Source organism: Nocardia sp. CA-084685 (assembly GCF_050955785.1).
Classification (GTDB): Bacteria; Actinomycetota; Actinomycetes; order Mycobacteriales; family Mycobacteriaceae; genus Nocardia.
In genome coordinates, this window is the sequence record NZ_CP192094.1 from 4806573 (window position 1) to 4826002 (window position 19430).

Sequence of the window (19430 nt, forward strand, 5' to 3'; positions counted from 1 at the left end):
CGGGTCACGTGTCGATCAAAGCAATCAAACGAGAGGGAGCGTCGATTCGCGCCCTACCATCGTCAGATGCGTTGACCTGCAACCGTTCTCTCGTCATCGTGGGCAGTAGTGGGAGGTGATCTGTGTGGCCGACATTCTCGATGTCCTGCACGCGCGCTGTGCCGAGGTCGCGGGCGAGGCGATCCTCTCCGGAGACGAGCACCCGACGCTCACCCTCTCCACACGTGAAGTGGCCGACCTGCTCAACCATGTCGCCGATCTGCGCCGCCGCTGCCACGACATCGACCTCGCCTACCGCGAACTCGACCACCGGCACACCGTGCTCCACCGAGCCACCAGCGATGCCACCGCATCGTTGGATCGGATCCGCACCACGCTGGAGCAGCGCACCGCGCACCCGGAAGCTCATATGCGCCAGGCTTGCACCATCGCCCGTTTCGCTACCGAGCACCTCACCGCCGCGCGACAAGACACGACGACGTCGGGCCCGTGATGCGTTTATCGGGCGCGTGGTTAACACCAGCCCGAGTGCGGCGACGCTGAACGACTGCGCGGTGCCCATGACTTCGGATCGGTGAAACGGCGTCCATCCGGATGCTCGGTGATGAACTATTCGCTTGCGACCTCGCGAGTCCCCACCGTGCCGAGCAACGTACGCGGCGTGTGTTCGGCAGTCGCGGATACGTGGCGAGACCGCAAACCCGCGCGAGTGAGTTACATCGATACACTCCTTGTCAATCTGCCATGGCATGTCGCGGTCGGCCCTCAGATCAGGTACCGGTCGGCCACCTCGGCGATTTCATCGAGGGCGCGCAGCGTTTCGTGTTCGGGCAGAGTCGGCGCGCTGAACACCAATCGCTGCACCCCGGCCTCGGCGTAGCCGTCGACCACGGCCGGATCGATCGGGGCGAACGCGACTGTCACAGGCAGGTCATTTCCACCGAGTCGAGCCAGTTGATCCGGTATTTCGGCGGGGTCGGCCACTGCGGCGGGAAGCCAACCCAGGCCGTGGCGGATGGCGCGTTCGGCGGCCGCTTCCGCGCCACCGATGAAAATCGGCGGGTGCGGGGTTTGTATGGGCTTCGGCCAGGCGTACATCGGGTCGAAATCGATGAAACGGCCGTGGTATTCGGCGAGATCGTCCGTCCAGATCACCCGGATGGCCTCGAGTTGCTCGTCGAGCAGCGCGCCGCGAGTGCGCGGGTCGGTGCCATGATCGGCCATCTCCTCGCGATTCCAGCCCGCGCCGACGCCGAATACAAAGCGCCCATGCGAGATTCGGTCGAGCGTGGCGATCTCCTTCGCGGTGTGGATGACATCGCGCTGGATCAGCAGGGTGACCCCGGTACCGAGGATCAACTGGTCCGTCACCGCCGCGACGGCGCCGAGGGTGACGAACGGATCCAGCGCGCGGTAGTACTCCCGAGCCAACTCGCCACCGCCTGGAGCCGGGGACTTTCGGCTCGCTGGGATATGCGAGTGCTCGGGTAAAAACAACGATTCGAACCCCCGCTCCTCCAGCGCCACACCGAGTTTCGGACCGCTGATTCCCTCGTCGGTAACGAAGGTGGTAATACCTATCTTCATGACCGAAATACTCGAACCTTCACATGTATGTGAAGGTCAATCGGAGGCGCTGTGAGGTGCGGCACCTCTGCCGAAGTGCGGCCCTCGTCGACTCCGATTGTCTGGTCCCGAACCTTTCCACTCAGCGGAAGTTGATCAGCGATAGCCCATCGATCCGTTGGTATGAAGGTCTGCGGGCCAACCGGTCTGCGCGTCGTTCACCCAGAGCCCGCCAACTGATGAATCGAAGAGATGAACAGATGCCGAAGGGGTATCTGAATCCGGGACACCGGGCGACGCGCGGCGGCCGGGAGCATTCGCATCGGCCGAGTACCGAGGAAACGGAGCAACTTTCGTGCCTATCCACCGTCTGAACCACGCCGTTCTCTTCGTCTCCGATGTGCAGCGCTCGGCCGAGTTCTACCGTGAGGTCCTCGGTTTCCGACAGATCGGCGCAATTCCGGGTGGGGTGTTTCTGCAGGCGGCCGGTTCGGCCAACGACCACGACCTGGGTCTGTTCCGATCCACCGAACCGACCCTCGCACATCGCACCGGACGAGTCGGGCTGTACCACCTCGCCTGGGAGGTGGACACACTGGGCGAACTAGGGCGAGTGCGGGACGCCCTGCGGGCGGCGGACGCGCTGACCGGTGCCTCGAATCACGCGGTCACCAAGTCGCTGTACGGGGTCGACCCCGACGGCATCGAATTCGAGGTGTGCTGGTTGGTCCCGGATGCCGCGATCGAGCAGGAATTGCAGGGTATGACCGCGCCGACCATGCCGCTCGATCTCACGGCGGAGATCACCCGATACGGTGCGGATACACCCGGTGGTCCGCGTACGGATCATGCGGTCTGGCAGCGCTTCGTTGCGGGTACGACCGCCGACTAGGGCTGCTTCGAACCCGTACGGAGCGCATCGGCATCGAACATCTCAGCGCCTTCGGCCCGCTGCGGATCGAATTCGTCGACCTGGCGGCGGATGGGCATCCAGCACATATCGACGTCGCTGCAGCGCACCGGGAACAGCCGCTCGGCTATCCGCACTTATCCCTTTCGACCGACAGGATCAGGCGGGCCGTCGAGGCAACTCGTGCGCTGTTGGATCGACTGATTATCGGAGTGTGAGCGACCCCCCGCGAAATCGGGGGAAGGTCTTGACTCCGGATGGCGCCTCGCGCACACTACCGAGTAGTAACCGGACAGTACAGTCCGGATAGTGAGATCGCACAGCCGCCACCATGGCCGTCGCACCCTCAACGGATTTCCGCAGCCGATCGACGGACCACCAGCCCGCGGCCGACCTGGCATCGACTATCGATCCACATGAAAGGCAACCCTCATCGCTGAGGGCCACCATGACATCATCGTTGCTCCCCCTTGCTCGGCGTTCCTTGGTGACGATCGCGGCCACGGCACTGCTGTTGCCGACCGGAACCCTTGCCGCCCAACCGCAGTCGGATTCAACCGGCAATGTTCGAGAAATCTCCGGCCTCGCCGATATCGCGGTCGCCCGCGCGGAGTGCGGCCCCGGCTCCGACCCGGAATCCGGGCACCAGGGCGACGTGCCCGCCGCCGACCGGGACACCGGCCGCAGCACTCTCGGCTACCGCTGCAATATGTCGCAGGTCGGCAATTACCCGGGGCGCGGCGGGGGTATCTCCTCGGTCAGCTTCGAACATTGCGCCTACGTCGGCACTTTCTTCCCGGGCAACCTGCTGGGGCCCGAACAAGGTGTGCAGGTGCTCGACGTCTCCGATCCCGCCGCGCCGGTGCTCACCGCCACGTTGAACGAGCCGGCAATGTTGGCGGGCACCTGGGAAAGCTTGAAGGTCAACGAGACTCGGAAGTTACTCGTCGGCACGGGTGCGCCCTTCCTGACCGGTGCGGGTCTGCTTTCGGTCTACGACATATCCGATTGCGCGCACCCCCGTCTGCTCAACCCGGGCACCGGGACCAGTCTGACCATGCCGCTGGCGATCACCGCACACGAGGGTGGCTTCTCCCCTGACGGCAACACCTATTGGAGCTCGGGTGCCGCACCGGGTCTGGTCAGTGCCGTCGATCTCACCGATCCGGCCAATCCGCGCGTTATCTGGCAGAACCTGCCCGGATTATCCATGCACGGCTTCGGATTCAGTCCCGACGGCAACACCATGTATCTCGCCAATAACTTCGGCGGGCTCATGGTTCTCGATATCAGCGCCGTCCAGCGGCGCGATCCCCATCCGCAAGTGCGCCAACTGGCCAACATCGCCTGGACCGATGGTTGGGGCACCCAGCACAATATCCCGGTCACATATCGAGGCACGCCGTATGTCTTCGCCACCGATGAGGCCGGATCCGGCGGCGTAAAGCTGTTCGACGTCTCCGACGCAATGAATCCACGCCTGCGCAACACCATCAAACTAGAGATCGATCTCCCCCAGAACCAGGACATCGCAATGGCTTCCGCCTCGGGCGGCTCGCTGTTCGCCTACGACGCGCACTATTGCGCCGCGGATCGACCCGCCGATCCCACCGCCTTGGCCTGCAGTTGGACCTCCTCGGGCATCCGCGTATTCGACGTCCGCGACCCGCTCGACATCCGCGAGATCGCCTACTACAACCCGCCCGCCCACACCGGGCACAATGCCGAGCTGACGAATTCGCCGCACGCACTCGCCTCGATCATCGGCCCGCCGCTGCTCGCGTCTCCGACCGTGGTCCAGACCATATTGCAGGGCCAGTTCGATATGTCCGAAGCCGCCGGTCCGCGCACCGGCATGCTCGCGTTCGGCGATCTGTCCTCGGACTGGTGCTTCTCGGCACCCGAATGGCGCGGCAATCAATTGTGGACCACCTGCGCTGACAACGGATTCCTTGCGTTGCAATTGGATTCGAGCGTCTACGTCCCGCCCGCCGATCAACACTCCACCATGGGCTCATGACCCGGCAAGCCTGGATCAGGAGTGCCGCGCTGGTCAGCCTGGCCGTACTGCTGCTAGCGGTCGGCGCGGCCATCCGACCGCTGCTGATAGCCGATGACAAGCCCACGCCGCCCGTCCTCACCAGCATCGAAATCGGCTTCGCGCAGGACATGGTCGCCCACCACAGCCAGGCACTGCTCATGACACAGCGACTCGATAGCGGGGTCGATCCGACAGTACGGGGACTGGCACAACAGATTTCGGACACCCAGCGCACCGAGATCGGCATGTTGCTCGGCTGGCTGCGAATGGCCCGTGTGGTCACGATCAATCCGCAACCGATGGCTTGGATGCACACCCACCAGCCCGACCTCACGCAACACCAGCACGCGACGGCGACCAGCACCGCCGCAACCGGGGACCTCATGCCCGGTATGGCGACTCAATCCGAACTCGATGCGCTGGCAGCGGCGCACGGCACCGACGCGCAAGCGCTGTTCCTGCAACTCATGCAGCGCCACCATGTCGGCGGCATCCAAATGGCCAAGGCTGCCGATCGCCAATTGTCCAGCGGCATCGTCAAACAGGCGGCCCGCGACATGATCGACACCCAGAGCCGGGAAGTCGGCCTGATGATGTTGTTGACGCAACGAAACACCCCGAGCTGACTCCACCGGAAATAGCACTCCCGAAGCACCCGGCGGTGGCAACCGAGACATGCGCGATGACGCCCGCCGTTCGGTCACATGTCAGCAATGCCGCGTAGGCCTGTCTGCAATCATCGCGTAGCGGGCACCCTGCGATTCGGAGAGGCGTATTGCAATGATTCCTAATTGGTGTCGATGGGCCGGTGTCGTGGCCATATTGGCCGCGGCGACCACGGCATGTTCATCGGATAACGACGGAAAACTGGCGTCGCAGGCGACGACGAGCGCCGCAACTTCGAGCAAGGTGTCGGACATCGGAAAGTGCGTGCCCAAATACGAGCGGACGATGGTTTCGGACTTGCCAAAGAGGGCAAGCAGGCCGAAAGGTCAGACCATCATCGGCTCGCTGTATCGGTACATACTCCGACCCGCCGGTCGCGAACCGAGCGATGACCGTCGGACTGGCACCCTGCCGGAGTTTCACCCATACCGAACATCATTGCGCCACCATGGCCCCGACGCGTGCCCAACACTTCTTTCTCTGCGCTGAGCATCACCTTTGCGCCCCGGCGCAACCCGAGGTCTGAGGGTTTCCAACCCGGGGGAGGATGATCTTCCGCGCGCTCTACGAGGAGAGTTGGTGTTGTTCATGTGCGGAAGCCTTCGACGGACGAGGGCGTCCCTGAAGCATTCAGTTGAAGGAAGCATAATGAAGAGCACCAAAATTCGCGCAGCCGTCGCAACGGCAGCACTCGCACCGATGATCGCACTCGGCTCAGGCATTGCTACCGCCGATCCCGCCCCGGCCAATCCCCCTGCGCCCGTCCAAGTGGCGCCCGCTTCAGAACAGCTCCCCCAGGCGGCTGACCCAGCCTTCTTGTGGTGGAACCCCTTCCTATGGTGGGTCTGCTTCATTCCGCCGATCTTCCCCTTCGGAACGGGCATCTGTCTGGTATGACCTACTCGACGACGGAATAGTTGCGGCTCGAGCGATTGGATAGGACAACATGTTCAGGAACCTCGCGAGAGCCGCGGCTGTGCTCGCGGCATGCGCAGCGCTGGCCGGGGTGCAAGCAGGCACTGCGCATGCGGCAGGTCCGTCGGTACTGGGCGGCGGTTCCGGCATTATCGTCAACGACCAGGGCGTCTGCACGCTCACCACGATCGGGCACGATGCCGCGGGTCGGCTGGTCGGGGTCACCGCAGGTCACTGCAGTATTGCGGGTGACACCATTGTTGCCGAGGCCAACCGTGACGCCGGAGTCGTCGGCACCTTCGCCTACTCGAACCTCGATATGGACTACGCCGTCATCGCGTTCGATTCGGACAAGGTAGTACCGGTGAATCGCGTTGGTAATACGACGATTACCGGATTGGGCGGTCCTGCACAGTTCCCGGACGTCGCGTGCAAGGAGGGCTATACCACGGGCCAGACCTGTGGACTGGCCTACGGAGATCTCAACCAGACCAATACTTGGACCTGGACGCAGATATGCGTCCTTCCCGGTGACTCCGGCGCGCCCGTCGTGGTCGGAACAACGCTGGTCGGCATGGTGAACGGATACCTGCGGGTGCCGTGTCTGGGACCGGAGCTCGGAGCGAATATCGCCGCCATCCTGGACGACATCAATACCCGCGGTGGCATCGGAGCGGGTTTCCATCCGATTTAGCCGCCGAAATGCTCTCGCCCATGATGATTGACGATGACGCCGCTTTCGAGCGCGCGTTCAACCAGAAACATGCGTTTCTTGTTCTGCGGGAATGATTCGACGTCGAATATCTTGAACAGCGCCCGCATGTGGGTCTTCACCGTGGCCACGCTCAGGCACAGATCGTGTGCAATCTGCCAGTTGGACGCGGGGTAGGTGAACCCGCTTCGAGCGTCGTACGGGCGACACAGAGCCTCGAGAATCAGATATTGAGCGTCGGTCAGCGCACTCCTGGTCGGCAGGCTGCCGTGGGCAATCGTTACTTCATCTTCGGATGAGTGGTCGTCTGTGAAGATGAAGACCGATTTGCCGAAGCGGATGGTATCGCCGGACTCGAGTTTGCGACATCCGTCGACGCGCTCGCCGTTGACGAAGGTCCCATTTGTGGACAGCCCATTATCGATGACGACCCAGCAGTCGCTCATCCGCTCAATTATGGCGTGCAGACGCGAGACGGTCGCGTCGGCGGTCACGGTTATATCGGCGGCCTCCGATCGCCCGATCGTCATGCTGCGCATGTCGCGATCCAGTGGAATCTCGCGCCAATTTCCATAGCCGATTCGGTGAGAAAGAGTGCCGCCATCGGCTGACGTTTGCCGCGCACCATCGCCTGCGTCCGGATAGTGACCCTGACGCAGCGCCTGTTGTCCGTATGACGTGGCCATGATGCGTCGTTCCCAATCCGAGGTAGGTGATGAAACTGCTGGCACCGTATGACTCAGAATGCGCCTTCCCCCGAGCAATTTGTGCGAATTCAACTAACTTGATGCAATAGGTGGGGGTACGGTCCTGCTACGGGTCTGATTGTGCGGGTATTCCAGACCATGATGCGGTTACCGGATATCGGGTTGATCATTCGGTCGCGACTTTGCCCCAGGACACCATGGCAGCTCGGCCTGTCGTCGCGGCTATTGCGGATCCGGCGCGGCAAGCGGCCAGCGATCCACTGTATGCAGGGTCGAACCAGCCCGGCGTGCATAGTGTTCTGCGTGTAGAGCCTGGGGGTGCAGGCGGCGGGCGGCGGCCAGCCAGCCGCCTGCTTGGCGGAGTACTTCGGCACGGGTGAGCGCAGGATCGTTACCCAGCAGCAGACCACCGTGTTCGGGGGCGAGAACCACCGCCGATCCGAGGTGCTGCAAACAGCGGCCGGTACCGAGATCGTCATCCAGTTCGCGGTAGGCGGTGAGGGCGCGTTGCCAGTGCCGAAGGGCACGGCGGGGTTCACCGCGGGTCCACCAGAGGACGCCGAGCGTTTCGCGGGTCTGGGCACCGCCGGCGGGGTCGCGGCCGTCGCGGGTCAGCGATTCGGCCAATTCCAGGCGGTCCTGGGCAGCGTCCACTCGACCCTCGTGCAAGTGGACTACGGCCAGGTTGATCAGCGCGCAGACCACCCCGGCCAGATCCGTTCGCGGCAGCAACCACCACGCAGCTTCGAGTTGTTCGGCCGACTCGGTCAGCACCATCGGACTCGGCTGCTCGGTGTCGAGCCGATGTAGCGCCGTGTAGTGCGACCAGCGCGCGGACAGACTGCTGGAAAGGGCGCGTGGCCGATATTTCGGCGGCCGTCGGCGCAGGCGCCCCGCTCGGAGTGCGGCCAGCTCACCGCGCAGCGGGAAATCGTCGGGATCGGTGAGATCACACAGCGCTTGCGCTACGCCGTGGGCATGCTCGGGCAGGCCCTTGCGGGCATACCAGACGTCGAGGGCGTCCGCGATTCTGGCGAGTTCGTGTACCGCCGCCGTCGGTAGCCGCGTTGCCGGAGTCGGGAAGAGTGTGCGCAGATATTCTTCTTCCGCTTCGAACCAGCGTCGCGCGCCCTTGGCGAAACGAACCGTTTCCAAGGCAATGGACCAGCGGCTCGCCCGGTCCGCGTAGTGGTGCAGCAGTGCGGGCAATGCCGCTTGCCAGTGTGGTCCGCGGATGACTTCGGCGGTGGGCGGCAGCCGCGGAGCTTCGCGCAGGCAATATCGGTCCGCGCCGAGGTAGCCGATGATCCCGCGCATCTCGAGGTCGGCCAGCAACAAAATCGCGGTACGCCCGTCGGGTGCCGAATCCGGGGGCAACCGGCTCGGCGCCTCGAGGACCGCCGACAGCACCGCGAGCAGAGCGGCGGTCTCGAATTCCTGAACCGGCAGGTCGCGCAGTGCCGCGAGGATGGGGTTGTGATCGAGTTCGGAAAGCTGTCGCGGCGGGTCGGGTCGGCTTCTGGCGTCGACGAAGCGTACCGGCTCGCCGGGCTCGACCAGTTCGGCGATCAGGGCGAGTTCCCTTTCGGTACGCACCCTTTCGCGAAAGCTGTCTATGCGCCGGAATGCCACATACGCGCCTGCGCCCAACACGGCAATGATGGCCAGCCCACGCAGCAGTCCGCCGATCACCTTGACGACATCGTTGTCCCCGAGTGAGTTGACGACGATATTGCGACCCAGTTCGAGTACCAGCGCCCACGCGACGACCTCCGCGGTGCCGAGCACTCCCTCCCAGATCGATGAGCGCGGCGTGATCTGCTGCGGCGTCTCGTGTCCGCGTGGCCCCGTCACGAGCGCGTCCCGCCGGTCAATCCCGGTACCAGCCAGCGCCGCCAGGTGGCGAGCAACAACAGCACGGGCAGCACAGCCGATAGCAACGACCCGGCCGCCAACTCCGCGGCATTCTCGTTGAATTGCCGTGCTTCGCGCCACTGCAGCAACGACCAGGGGCTGGCACCCGCGCCGTTCATCATCAGTCCGATGAAGAAGTCGTTCCAGACCTGGATGAATTCCAGTACCGCGACCGCGACCACAGCGGGACCCGCCGATGCCAGCAGTCGCCGAGTAACGGTGCCCGGACTGGCCAGCCCGTGCAGCGCCGCCTCGGCCGGACTGTCCGGCGGGGCCAGCATCGCACCGCGCAGGATCAGGATCGCGATCGGCAATCCCGCGGCGGCGTGCACGAAGATCAACGGAATCCTGGTGCCCGACAGGTTGAACGTATCGATGAACGCATCGAGCGAACCGAGGTAGCCCTGCGCGGGCAGCACCGACAGCACGACCAGCGACACCACCGCCATCCGCGAGAACACACCCTGGCGCCCCGCGGCCAGTCGATGCGCCACGGGGAGTGCGGCCGCCACCACGACGATCGTCGCCAGTCCGGCCACCAGCAATGTCGTCTGCCACGCCGCACGGAAGGATTCGTCGTTCCACATGCCGGTGAGGGCGGAGAGCCCGAATCCCTTGGGGCCGTTCAGACAAACGGCGATCAGAACCAGGATCGGCACCAAGGCGAACAGCGACACCACGGCGATCCCGATCGCGCGCACCGGACCGATGCGGCGACTGGCATCCGTCGGCGGCGAAGCGGCGGCATGTGGGGCGGCGCCGCGCTGACCCCGCACGCCGGTCCGGGGCAGCCAGGCCACGAAGCCGACCAGCACCGCCAACGGCAGCGCGTAAGCCGCGGCGACGCCCGCGCCGAGATCGCCGTCGGTGGCCAGCCGCCACCACTGCACGGTCGCACTGTCGAGCTGATACTGCATCGAGCCGGGTACCCCGATCAGCACCACATCGAAGATCCTGGCCGCGGCCACCCCGACGACCAATCCGAGAATCAGCAGGATCGGACGCACCAACTCCAGCAGGCGCAGCAGCGGGAAACGCTTGCCCTGGCCATGCAGATAGCCCGACCGCACCGGATCTGCCTCGATGGCCCGGATATCGGCGCGCAACAAGCCGGTCAGGAAGCCAAGCCAGGTCCACAGAAAAGCCGAACCGAGCATCAGCGCGAACCAGATCCGGTACCCGCCAACGCTTTCGATGCCGAACCAGGCGGCGAGATGTTGGAAGATTATCCGGAAGGCGACACCGGATACGAACGCCGAAATTCCGAACGGCACGATCAGCGGCGCCCACAATCTGCGCGAATCCCGTGACAGCCAGGCGATGCCGACAGCGACGAGCAGCAGGACAAGACCGAAGACGACCCACAGCATGGTGAGTAGATAGGCCCATCGTCCGTCGCCGGCCAGTGCGTCGGCGAGCAGCCACAGTCCCAGCGCGGTGAGCACAGCGCAAAGCGCAAGGACCGACAGCCGCGCCCTGCTCAACGAGCCACGCCTGCGGACCAGCGTGAAGGCGACGGCGCCCCAGGCAACGAGCATGCAGGACAACACGATTCGCGGGCTCGCTGGCATCGCGATCGCCACCGTCCACACTGCGGGCGCCACTAGCAACACCGCGATCAACCCGACCGCGAGCAGACCCGCCCAACCGAGCCAGCGATGCGGCCGCCCGCCCGGTATCAGGGGGCCGCGCATCCGGCGCGTCGCAAGCTCGATGCGCAAGCCGTTGGCACGGAAGTCGGCGATACCCGTCATCGGCGGCTCCGCTCGAATCCGTCCAGTGCGGCGATCGCGCGATCGATCGCCGCATCCGGGCGCGCGACGGCACCGTCACCGATCGCGACGAGAAAATCGGTGAGGATGCGCCACAAACCGTTACGCCCGCCCACCGCTCCCAACTGATCGGACAGATCGAACGCGCTCCACGGGCTCTGCACACGCGCGATCGGTTCCAACAGCGCCGAATAGCGCACGGTAGTCCGGATATTCGGGGCAATGAAGCCGCCGTCGCCCTGAATCCACGGCAGCGGCGCCTCCGGCGCGGCCAGCGCCGTCACCACCTCGTCGGCGTGTGAGCCAGCATATCTGGTCACCACCATGACATCGCCGCCCACAATCCGCGGGCGTTCACCACCGAGGCCGGTGACCGGGAACGGTGCGATACCGACCACCTCCTCCGACCGTCGTCCGGCGACCCGAAGGCTTTCGCGGACAACGGATTCGGCGAAATCCGGTGCGATCACCATGGCGGCGCGACGGTGCTCGAACACCTCTCGAATCGCATCCGGGAACTGACGGGTCAACGCCACGGCGACACCTCCCGCGATGGCATGCGGTCGACCCCACAGTCGCGCGAGATTCGCGAACGTTTCGCGCACGGCAGGCCGGTCCCAGACACGATCCTGTGAAGTTGTCGTCAAATCGTCGTAGGTGCGCGCAGATTCGGCGCGCAGCACATTCTCGAAGACATCGGTCAGTACCCAGCCGTCCGCGGCGGCGAGCGCGAGCAACCGGATCGGCGTTCCCGCGAGCACCTCGATCCGGTCGACCCAGTCCGCGATCGTCCAGTCGGCAGGGTCGCCGAGGTGATACTTGTCGACGGTCTGCCGGTCGTACCAGACCAACGACTTATCGGCGGCCTTGAACGGTACGCCATACGGTTTTCCATTGTGGTACAACAGCTGTCGCCACAACTCGGGATACCGCACCCCTTGATCGTCGATCCATAACGCATCGGGGACCGGCCGAAGCTTACCGTCGTCGACGAGTGCGCGAACCTGCCCGGCCTGCGGCAGCAGCACGATATCCGGCGCCGACTTCCCGCCCGCGCTGAACGCGGTACCGACTTCGTCGCCCATCGGTATCACATCCACCGATCGCGCGAACGCCATCGGTGCCAACACCTTCCGGAAGGCCGCCAGTTCCGCACCACTCCATGACACCCCGATCCGGATCGACGCCGAATCGCCCCACAACAGTTGCGGCGCACACGCGGCAAGCGGCAGCACCCAACCCGCTTGCAGCAAAGCTCTTCTCGTCCCCATGCTCCCCCAACAGACGGGTTGTCGTGTCGCCGAGGATTATCGCATCCTCGTCTTAATCGGGAAGGAGCTTTCCCAACGGGCCCAGGTCGATGTTGAGATCTTCTGGGGTGAGGCCGAAATGGTCGCGCAGTTCGTCCATACGTTGTTCGAGCAGCATCAGGGTGGTGCCGATGCGTTCGATCTGGGTCTCGGTCAGGTCGCCTTCGTCGACGCGCCGCAGGGCCTGCCGTTCCATCAGCTGCCGCAGCAGCTCCACCAGGGTGAGCACGAGCGTGACCAGACCGCGCTCGACGGATTCGGGGTTGGTATCGATACGCGGTGGAATGCCCCCGATTTCATCCATCTCGGGGCGGTTCCAGTTCGGGGTGTGCCGCCGTGGATTCGACCGAGGACGCCGACAGCGTACTGATGGATGAGATGAGGGCTCGCAGCGAGATCGCGACCAGGTCGACGTCCGCGATGGCCAGCCTGATGTCGCCGGAAATGATTACCCCTCCGGCCAACACTCGGTCCAATAGGTCGACGAGTGCCACCCGGCGCTCGCCGTCGACGCTCTGGTCGGCCGGTCTCATATCCGCTCCTGGTCCACGCCGGCGAACGAATATGGCGGCCACGGGCCGGTGATTTCGAGCCGGATGCCGGGCAATTCCTTGCCGAGTTCGTCCACCGTCGCGGCGAAGTCACCGGCGTCGTCGTCATCGACCAGATAGGTGCCGTTGAGCACCATCCAGTCGCGGCGTCCGCTCAGCGCCGGATCCGTCGCCGCTTGGCGACGCCCCGCCGCGGAGTGTCGAACCAAGCGCGCGTGGATCTCCTCGGCCCGTTCCGCCGCGTCGCGTTCCACGGTCGCCTGGGCGGACAGCTCCGCGCGGCGACGGACCAGATAGGCCGTGCCCCTGCCCTTTTCGGCCCCCGCGCGCGCGGCCCTGGCATCGGCCACGGCGGCGGTGAGAGCGGCACGGTCGGTATAGGCTTTCACGCCCCACTCGGTGCGCCCGGTCACCAGGGTCAGCGATGCGATGAAGTCCGCACGCCGCGCATCGAGCAGCTCGCGCACCCGCTCGTCGTCGAGAAAGACAGTGGCCAGGCGCAGCGGGACGGTCGGGCCACGGCGCACCAGGGCCGACACGACGGCATCGTGAGCCCGAGCCGTCGCTGCCAGCCAGTCCAGATCCTCGAGGTTCCGGTGTAGTGGCTGCTCCCCGAACACCGCGAGCGGCACCGATTCGACGAACGCCGCCAGCGGATCCGAGACCACTGTGCGTACCCGCTCGCCCGCAACGCCGGTGATCGGGCCGATTCCCGCCGCGGCGTCCGTAGCACGCGTCACCGCGTACAGCCAGACGCCGACCTCGTCAGTCACGCCGCCTCGATTCCTTGGGTTCGCGGCGGCGTTCGATAGATTGCGGCACTTCGCGGGCGGCTTCCAGTTCGGCGATCCGGTCGCGCAGTTCCCGGTTCTCCAGTTCGAGGTCGTGATCCTGCCGCTCGAGCGTGCGGGCCTTGCTGTTGAGCCAGGGGTCTGTCTCCCACCAGTCGATGCCCACCGCCTTGGCCGTCTCCAAGGATGCGATAACCAGTCGCAGCTTGATCGTGAGCAGTTCGATGTCGAGCAGATTCACTTGGATGTCGCCCGCGATCACCAAGCCCTTGTCGAGCACCCGTTCGAGGATGTCGGCGAGATTCGTCGACTGATGTCCGCCTCCGAACGGCTGCGGTGCGGACGATTCGCCTCCGGGGACCACCGTCATCGTGGATCTCTTCCGCCGATATCGGTGCTGCCGCGGTTATAGCGTCTGGTTCTGCGGTAGGCCAGCAGATTCCCGTCCAAATCGAGCTCGAGCTCGTAGAGGGCGAGCATGTCCGACGACGAAGGGATACGGCGATCCTCGAGCACCTCCATCTCGACCAACCACCCGTCCTCGATCGGCTCCATGGAAGTGACACCCTCCACATCCTTCGAGGTCAGCTCACCGAGGATCTCGATTGCCGCCGCCGAGGCCTGCGCCGCGGAGATGGGAGGCGGTTCGTCCGACGCCGAGTCGACATCCTCGGGGTTTTCCGGAGTGGTCATGCGTGCCACGCGAGTCACTCCTTCCCGTTGTTCGCCGTCGTGTCACCTGCGGGCCGTAGGCGATCTATAACGGCCTGCTGCGCTTGTTTCCGCTCGTCTTCGGACAGCCCACCGTCGGCCGCGGCCGCATCGATCTCCTCGAGTTCGTGCCGCACCGCCGCCGGACTTTGTAGCTGCTGCTCTACCTGGTCCTGGATCAGTTCGCCCAGCCAGATCACACCGCGCATCGGAGCGAGCGGCAACGACAAGATCGCTGAGACCAGACCCATGGTTCAGCTCTCGGGTGCCGGCTTGGTCACGAAGTCGTAGGCGGCCATCGGTCCGAGCAGGCTCAGGTCGACACGGTTGTCCCAGTCCGCGGCGAGGCGGCGCAACACATCCTCGAGATCGCCTTGCCGACTCCTGTCGAGTAGGACCGCGATATGGACCGCATCCTCCTCATGGGTGGGCTGGCGCTGGTTGACGAGCGGGTCGAATTCCTCGAGTTCGGAAATCACCCGACGGGTGTCCTCGGCGCGTTTGGCTTCGATCGCCTGATTGATCATTTCGCCCAACGCGATCCTGGCATCGCGGGTGGCGTCTTCGGGTTTGTCGCGGATCTCCTCGCGTAGCCGGGCGACCTCGGCGTTCTCTTCGACGAGTTCACGCAGGACGGCATTCTCGACGTAGCGTCCCTTGATCACGAACTGCGCACGACCCTCCAGTTCCGCCAGCGCGGCGCGGAACTCGTCTTCGTGTTCCCCGAGCAGCTCATTCTCCACCGCCTCCGCATCGGTCAACACCGCTCCGAAGCGCAGCGGCAGCACCGGGACCACAGCCGCCGACTCGTCCAGCAGCTTGGCGTGTGCGGCGAGGTCATCGGGCTGGCCGAGCGGGCGATCGGTGGCGATGTCACTGACCAGCGCGGCGATCTCGCCGTGCCGCACCACGGCGACATCGCTCGGGGGATCGCCGACACCACTGGCATGCGGCTGCGGCTCCACATCGGCGGGCACGATTCCGTAGACGTATACGGCGTGGTCGGTAGTCATTATTCCTCCCTGCGCCTGGAAGACCGGCTTGCTGTTTGGCGTTTGTCCTCGACGTCGTCGAGGAAGCCCTTGACCTTCTCGCCCGCCGCCTCGAGCGCACCCTTCGTCTTGTGCTTGCTCGCGCCCTCGGTGACATCGCCGACGATATCGGTCAAGCCCTTGGGTTCACTGCTGGAAATTTCGAGCCGGTTGACCGCCTCAGCGAAGCGCAAATACGTGTCGACGCTTGCCACGACGACTCGGGCGTCGATGGTCACCAGTTCGATGCCGACCAAGGAAACGCGCGCGAACGCGTCGATGACCAGCCCTTTGTCCAGAATCGTGTCCACAACGTCGGCAAGGCTCGAGGAATTCGGGCGCGCCATCGTGCCGGCTCCGCCACCGCCACCACCACCGCCTGCGGGTTCGATCGTCATGTTCGTGCTCTCCTCTCGCTCGACCGGCGGGCCGCCGTGGTGCGGCGCTGCGAGCCCGATCGACGGCGGGGCGGCGCGGGCGCGGTCTGCTCGTCCTCGCCTTGCTCATCCTCGTCGTACTCGTCGGACTCGTCTTTCGCTTCCTTTTCGTCTCGATCTTCGTTGTCCGCGGTTTCGGCCTCGGCGTTGTCCTGTTCCTCGCGCCGCGCGGTCTCGTCGTCCTTGACGACCTTGCTGTCATGGATCTCGCCGTGCCAGCCCACGATGTCGTCGGGGTGCAGCACAGCCTCGGTCATGACGTGCCGCTCGAATTGCTTCAGCTCCAGGCGGCATCGGCGACCGGCCGCGCGCCACAGGTTGGCTGTCTTCTCGAAGACTCCGTGGGGTTGGTACTCGAGCACCACGATGACGCGGGTGAGATCCGGCGTGATCTCGTGGAAGCTCACCGCGCCGTCGATGTAGCCCTTGGCGCCTGAGGAACGCCAGACAATTCGCTCGAAGGGCACCTGCTCGAGGATCGTCGATTTCCAAGTCCGCCTGGACCAGAACACCTTGCCGGTCCAGGTGAGTTTCTCGTCGGCGACCTGCTCGACCTGCTCGACCTTCTTGGTGAACTTCGGAAACTCCGCGAACTGGGTCCATTGGTCGTAGGCGAGGTCGATCGGGACGCCGAGATCGAGCTGCTCGACGATATTGGTCGCTTTACCCTTCTTACCACCCCCATTGCCCTTGCCGCCGGTCATGGACTCCTTGACCGATTCGAAGTTGTCGCGAACGGAGTGCTTCACCTTCTCCATGCCCGCACTCATCGTCGCTCGCAGCGGCGAGGCGCCTTGGCTGAGTTTTTCCACTCCCGTTAGCGCCGAAAGTAGATTTCCCCCACCGTCTTCCGCGTATTGATTCAGCCGGTCGGCGGTCTTCGATACCGTGCCCGAGAGCCCGGTGGCCGCGCGTTCGGCCAAGGTTGTGGTCAGATTCTGCACAGATTGCTGCAGCGGGTTGATCGGGACGGCTTTTTGGGTTTTCCTCTGGATGGTCGACCCCGCTCGGGTCGCGGCCTTCGTGGCCTGGCCCGCCGAATCGGCTGCCTTCTTGCCGACTCCGGTCGTCGCATCACGCAATGTTTTGGCCGCCATCGGCCTCATCTCCTCGTGCGTCGCACGGGCGCTTCGTCGGCTTCGTCGGTATCGACGCGAGTACGGCGCCGACGGACCGAGGGTGTCTTACGCTCGGCGGACCCGGTCGAACGGTCCGAGGTCCTCGAGCCCGTCCTACGCATGGTCGTACGCGTCCGGCGTGCGCGCGGCGGCGCGCTGGTCGGCTCGGCTTCCTCGTCTCCGGTTCGGTCGGAATCGTCCTCGTCGTATTCATCCGCGGCGTCCTCGTCGTCCTCGGCCGCTTCTTCCTCGGCGGGTTCTTCCTCAGCCGATTCATCCTCGGCGGGTTCTTCCTCAGCCGATTCATCCTCGACGGGTTCTTCCTCAGCCGATTCGTCCGCTGGCCGTTCATCCTCGTCCTCGTCCTCGTCCGAATCCCGCTCCTGAGACTCGCCTCGGACCTCCTGTGAATCGGGTACCGCGCGCTGCTGCAACCGCGCGTTGAGCGCGTCGATGCGGTTGCTGGCAGCGGTGACCGCGGCGGAGCGCACAGCCCCGAGCAACTCACCTTTGACGGTATCGGTGATCTGGGCCAGCTCCGGCGACGATTTGAGCAATGATGTCCCCTGCTCGAGCAGTTCCCCAGACACTCCCGCCGACCGCCTCGACATCGCCGCACCCGCCAACGCCAATGCAAACCGCATCTTGCGCGTGCGCCCCAGCAGGTACCCGATGCCCACCCCTATCGCAATTCTTGCTCCACCTTTCACGGCTCACTCCTTGCTCGCCTCGACATCCGAACGCTTACGCGAAGCCGGGACGTCCGAGATACGACGCCCGGAGTGGGATAAATCGGGACGCAGAACATTTGGCAACTTCAGCGTATTCCTGGTTACTGGATAGGTCTATGGGTGCGGACCTCGAAAGCCCGAACTCACCGACCACGGTCGAGACCTGCTCACCGTATCCCGCGACAGACGACGCCGATGCTTCGATCGACTCACCGCATCCTGGCCCGAACGCGACCGCGGCCAATTCGCCGCGTACTGGCAACGCCTCGCCGACGAGACCACCCGCAACGGCGCTGAGTAGCGTCGACCGGTATGGCTACACCCCAGCATCCGGTCGCCACGGCGGGTACGCGAAAGTTGGCCGCGGCCTGCCGGGCGGAGATTCCCGTGCTGACCCGGCGGTTGCTTTCGGCGATCTTCACCGATAACCCGGAGTGGACGGATTACACCTCGGTGCCGCGCAAGGAGTTACAGGAAGGCTGTCGGCAATATCTGAGCCGAATTCTGGATCTGCTCGGCGGCGCGGCGACCGATCCCGAACACGATGATGTGGCCGCGGCGATCGGTAGGCATCGCGCGGCACAAGCGGTGCCGTTGGAGGCGATGTTACGCACCTTCCGGCTGGGCGGCGGGATCGTGTGGGAGGCGTTGCTGGACAGGGCCGATGCGATCGACGCGCGGGAAGTCCGTGAGGCCGGTACCGCGATGTGGATGGTGATCGACGGGTTGTCCTCGTCGTTGGTCACCTCGTATCGCAATGCCGAACTCGAGCAGCTGCGCCGCGACGAGCGCCGCAGGCATGCGCTGATCGAGGATCTACTCGCCGGGCGCGCCCATGATGGGTCCTTCGCCGCACGGGTGGCGCGCGAGCTGAACCTGCCCGTCCAGGGCGCGTATCTGGTGGTGGCGGTCCGCGGCGGCGAGGGACGGCCGCTGCGCGCGGGCACCGAAGCCGCGTTGGGTGCGTTGGGGATCAGATCGGTTTGGCATGACCGGGTGGATGCCACGATCGGGCTCGTTTCACTGGACCGTCACGACACCGCGACCGTGCTGGATCAGCTTCGCCCGCAGATACGTGGACTGGCCGGTGTTTCGCCCGCTGTCGCGGGACTCGCCGATGTCGATACCGCGCATGCGCTTGCTCTCATCGCGATGCGGACAATGCCCTGGGAGGCAACGGGATTGGTCGCCTTGGACGAGCGCTATCCGGAGGCGCTGCTGGTTCGCTCGCCCGACCTGACCGAACTGCTGGTCACCCGAACCCTCGGCCCGCTGCTGGCGCTTCCGGTCAAAGAGCGCGACACGCTGCTGCAGACCCTTGCGGTGTGGTTGGCGCACAACTGCTCGGCGGCAAATGCCGCGCCGCGTCTGCATTGCCACCGCAATACGGTGATCAACCGGCTGCAACGCATCTCGACCCTGCTCGATCGTCCGCTCGAGGGGCAACGCTCCTACCTGGAGCTCTCACTCGCGCTCGCGGCACTCCCACTCAGCGAGTCCGGGTACCGATAGCATCCGCGAAATTGGGCGCGGCGCCCATTTTCGAG

The 19430-nt window shown here is 64.9% G+C and carries 24 protein-coding genes; 7 read left to right on the forward strand and 17 right to left on the reverse strand.

What is annotated here, in order from left to right; all coding sequences use genetic code 11:
* Positions 1 to 124: 124 nt before the first annotated feature.
* On the forward strand, positions 125 to 493 hold the full coding sequence (locus tag ACQP2U_RS21800; protein WP_397029574.1) for a hypothetical protein: 369 nt from the start codon (positions 125 to 127) through the stop codon (positions 491 to 493).
* 272 nt (positions 494 to 765) lie between these two features.
* Here ACQP2U_RS21800 and ACQP2U_RS21805 read toward each other — a convergent pair whose 3' ends face one another.
* Positions 766 to 1587, reverse strand: coding sequence for an LLM class F420-dependent oxidoreductase (locus ACQP2U_RS21805; protein ID WP_433709171.1), 822 nt, complete (start codon positions 1585 to 1587; stop codon positions 766 to 768).
* Positions 1588 to 1921: 334 nt separating this feature from the next.
* Between ACQP2U_RS21805 and ACQP2U_RS21810 the strand changes: the two genes are divergently transcribed.
* On the forward strand, positions 1922 to 2458 hold the full coding sequence (locus tag ACQP2U_RS21810) for a VOC family protein (RefSeq protein WP_433709172.1): 537 nt from the start codon (positions 1922 to 1924) through the stop codon (positions 2456 to 2458).
* Here ACQP2U_RS21810 and ACQP2U_RS21815 read toward each other — a convergent pair.
* Complete coding sequence (locus ACQP2U_RS21815; RefSeq protein ID WP_433709173.1) at positions 2455 to 2613, reverse strand: hypothetical protein; 159 nt, start codon at positions 2611 to 2613, stop codon at positions 2455 to 2457. The two genes, ACQP2U_RS21810 and ACQP2U_RS21815, sit on opposite strands and share 4 nt — an antisense overlap.
* A 311-nt stretch (positions 2614 to 2924) precedes the next feature.
* Here ACQP2U_RS21815 and ACQP2U_RS21820 point away from each other — a divergent pair, with 311 nt between their 5' ends.
* Entirely contained in the window at positions 2925 to 4496 is a 1572-nt protein-coding gene (locus ACQP2U_RS21820; RefSeq protein ID WP_433709174.1) for an LVIVD repeat-containing protein, read from the forward strand.
* Positions 4493 to 5143, forward strand: coding sequence for a DUF305 domain-containing protein (locus tag ACQP2U_RS21825; RefSeq protein ID WP_433709175.1), 651 nt, complete (start codon positions 4493 to 4495; stop codon positions 5141 to 5143). The genes ACQP2U_RS21820 and ACQP2U_RS21825 overlap by 4 nt, the downstream gene beginning before the upstream one ends.
* An 81-nt stretch (positions 5144 to 5224) precedes the next feature.
* Here ACQP2U_RS21825 and ACQP2U_RS21830 read toward each other — a convergent pair whose 3' ends face one another.
* Entirely contained in the window at positions 5225 to 5437 is a 213-nt protein-coding gene (locus ACQP2U_RS21830; RefSeq protein WP_433709176.1) for a hypothetical protein, read from the reverse strand.
* 394 nt (positions 5438 to 5831) lie between these two features.
* Here ACQP2U_RS21830 and ACQP2U_RS21835 point away from each other — a divergent pair, with 394 nt between their 5' ends.
* The gene (locus ACQP2U_RS21835; protein WP_397029563.1) at positions 5832 to 6080 is read left to right on the forward strand and encodes a hypothetical protein; all 249 of its coding nucleotides are present in this window, start codon (positions 5832 to 5834) and stop codon (positions 6078 to 6080) included.
* Between the two features lie 49 nt (positions 6081 to 6129).
* Positions 6130 to 6792: a serine protease gene (locus ACQP2U_RS21840; protein WP_433709177.1), complete on the forward strand. Its 663-nt coding sequence runs from the start codon at positions 6130 to 6132 to the stop codon at positions 6790 to 6792.
* Here ACQP2U_RS21840 and ACQP2U_RS21845 read toward each other — a convergent pair.
* The 14 genes from ACQP2U_RS21845 to ACQP2U_RS21910 all read right to left on the reverse strand — a co-directional run bounded on the left by ACQP2U_RS21845 (position 6789) and on the right by ACQP2U_RS21910 (position 17862).
* Entirely contained in the window at positions 6789 to 7496 is a 708-nt protein-coding gene (locus tag ACQP2U_RS21845; protein ID WP_433709178.1) for an FHA domain-containing protein, read from the reverse strand. The two genes, ACQP2U_RS21840 and ACQP2U_RS21845, sit on opposite strands and share 4 nt — an antisense overlap.
* 243 nt (positions 7497 to 7739) lie before the next feature.
* A complete protein-coding gene (locus tag ACQP2U_RS21850; RefSeq protein WP_433709179.1) occupies positions 7740 to 9371 on the reverse strand; it encodes a hypothetical protein in 1632 nt (543 codons plus the stop codon).
* Complete coding sequence (locus ACQP2U_RS21855) at positions 9368 to 11185, reverse strand: hypothetical protein (protein ID WP_433709180.1); 1818 nt, start codon at positions 11183 to 11185, stop codon at positions 9368 to 9370. Before ACQP2U_RS21855 ends, ACQP2U_RS21850 begins: the two co-directional genes overlap by 4 nt.
* The gene (locus ACQP2U_RS21860) at positions 11182 to 12474 is read right to left on the reverse strand and encodes an ABC transporter substrate-binding protein (RefSeq protein ID WP_433709181.1); all 1293 of its coding nucleotides are present in this window, start codon (positions 12472 to 12474) and stop codon (positions 11182 to 11184) included. The genes ACQP2U_RS21855 and ACQP2U_RS21860 overlap by 4 nt, the downstream gene beginning before the upstream one ends.
* 52 nt (positions 12475 to 12526) lie before the next feature.
* Positions 12527 to 12817 (reverse strand): gas vesicle protein K, encoded by a 291-nt coding sequence (locus tag ACQP2U_RS21865; RefSeq protein ID WP_397029551.1) that lies wholly within the window; start codon positions 12815 to 12817, stop codon positions 12527 to 12529.
* Positions 12810 to 13046, reverse strand: coding sequence for a gas vesicle protein (locus tag ACQP2U_RS21870; protein ID WP_433709182.1), 237 nt, complete (start codon positions 13044 to 13046; stop codon positions 12810 to 12812). Before ACQP2U_RS21870 ends, ACQP2U_RS21865 begins: the two co-directional genes overlap by 8 nt.
* Positions 13043 to 13837 carry a GvpL/GvpF family gas vesicle protein gene (locus tag ACQP2U_RS21875; protein WP_433709183.1) on the reverse strand — a complete coding sequence of 265 codons (795 nt, stop codon included), beginning with the start codon at positions 13835 to 13837 and terminating at the stop codon, positions 13043 to 13045. Before ACQP2U_RS21875 ends, ACQP2U_RS21870 begins: the two co-directional genes overlap by 4 nt.
* The gene (locus ACQP2U_RS21880) at positions 13830 to 14225 is read right to left on the reverse strand and encodes a gas vesicle protein (protein WP_364345837.1); all 396 of its coding nucleotides are present in this window, start codon (positions 14223 to 14225) and stop codon (positions 13830 to 13832) included. The genes ACQP2U_RS21875 and ACQP2U_RS21880 overlap by 8 nt, the downstream gene beginning before the upstream one ends.
* Positions 14222 to 14548 carry a gas vesicle protein gene (locus ACQP2U_RS21885; protein WP_433716548.1) on the reverse strand — a complete coding sequence of 109 codons (327 nt, stop codon included), beginning with the start codon at positions 14546 to 14548 and terminating at the stop codon, positions 14222 to 14224. Before ACQP2U_RS21885 ends, ACQP2U_RS21880 begins: the two co-directional genes overlap by 4 nt.
* Positions 14549 to 14562: 14 nt before the next feature.
* Positions 14563 to 14817 carry a gas vesicle protein GvpG gene (locus tag ACQP2U_RS21890; protein WP_433709184.1) on the reverse strand — a complete coding sequence of 85 codons (255 nt, stop codon included), beginning with the start codon at positions 14815 to 14817 and terminating at the stop codon, positions 14563 to 14565.
* Between the two features lie 3 nt (positions 14818 to 14820).
* On the reverse strand, positions 14821 to 15579 hold the full coding sequence (locus ACQP2U_RS21895; RefSeq protein ID WP_433709185.1) for a GvpL/GvpF family gas vesicle protein: 759 nt from the start codon (positions 15577 to 15579) through the stop codon (positions 14821 to 14823).
* Positions 15579 to 15995, reverse strand: a complete 417-nt coding sequence (gvpJ, locus tag ACQP2U_RS21900; protein ID WP_433709186.1) for a gas vesicle protein GvpJ — start codon at positions 15993 to 15995, stop codon at positions 15579 to 15581. Before gvpJ ends, ACQP2U_RS21895 begins: the two co-directional genes overlap by 1 nt.
* A complete protein-coding gene (locus tag ACQP2U_RS21905) occupies positions 15992 to 17131 on the reverse strand; it encodes an SRPBCC family protein (protein ID WP_433709187.1) in 1140 nt (379 codons plus the stop codon). Before ACQP2U_RS21905 ends, gvpJ begins: the two co-directional genes overlap by 4 nt.
* Before the next feature lie 5 nt (positions 17132 to 17136).
* Positions 17137 to 17862 carry a hypothetical protein gene (locus tag ACQP2U_RS21910; RefSeq protein ID WP_433709188.1) on the reverse strand — a complete coding sequence of 242 codons (726 nt, stop codon included), beginning with the start codon at positions 17860 to 17862 and terminating at the stop codon, positions 17137 to 17139.
* A 333-nt stretch (positions 17863 to 18195) separates the two neighbouring features.
* Here ACQP2U_RS21910 and ACQP2U_RS21915 point away from each other — a divergent pair, with 333 nt between their 5' ends.
* Positions 18196 to 19395: a PucR family transcriptional regulator gene (locus ACQP2U_RS21915; RefSeq protein ID WP_433709189.1), complete on the forward strand. Its 1200-nt coding sequence runs from the start codon at positions 18196 to 18198 to the stop codon at positions 19393 to 19395.
* Positions 19396 to 19430: the final 35 nt, after the last annotated feature.